This window comes from Bradyrhizobium sp. BRP22, assembly GCF_020194175.1.
GTDB lineage: Bacteria > Pseudomonadota > Alphaproteobacteria > Rhizobiales > Xanthobacteraceae > Bradyrhizobium.
Genome location: NZ_JADYVX010000111.1, coordinates 1 through 681 on the forward strand (window position 1 = coordinate 1; position 681 = coordinate 681).

Below are 681 nucleotides of genomic sequence, written 5' to 3' on the forward strand. Positions count from 1 at the left end.
ACGCGCTGCCGGCGCCGGCCGATCAGGCCTATGCGCTGGCGGCCTACCAGTCGCCGCAAGGTGCGGTCGAGACGACGCTGGCGCAGATCTGGGCCGAGCTCCTTGGTGTCGAGCGCATCGGGCGCAATGACCACTTCTTCGAACTGGGCGGCCACTCGCTCTTGGCCGTGCAGATGTCGAGCCGGCTATCACAGGCTGTCGGGGTCGAACTGCCACTGTCGACGCTGTTCGCAAGGCCAGTGTTGAGTGACCTGGCGGCAAGCATCGTCGAGCTGTTGAGCCGCTCCGGTCCGCAAGAGCTGCCGTCGATTGCAGCCGTGTCGCGTCATGAGCCGCTTGTGCTGTCGTTTGCGCAGCAGCGGCTATGGTTTTTGGCTCAGCTGAACGAAGGCAGCACGAACTATCACATTCCACTGGCCTTGCGATTGCGCGGGATGCTCGACCGCAGCGCCTGGCAGCGCAGCCTTGACCGTGTGTTGGCGCGTCATGAGGCGCTGCGCAGTGTGTTTGTCGCGATCCAGGGCAAGCCCCGGGTTGAGGTTCTGCCGCCGGACGCGGGTCTGCCGATAGTTGAGCACGATCTGCGGGAGAGATCGGATGCAAAAGCGGCATTTTTGGATCTGTGCCAAGAAGAGGGGCGCACGCCATTCGATCTTGCGCGCGGTCCGCTGATCCGCGGTC

1 protein-coding gene is annotated in these 681 nt (G+C 64.2%); it reads left to right on the forward strand.

From position 1 onward, the window contains the following. Window positions 1-681: condensation domain-containing protein (locus I6F35_RS39585; protein ID WP_225122966.1), on the forward strand; the 681-nt coding region annotated here is incomplete at both ends.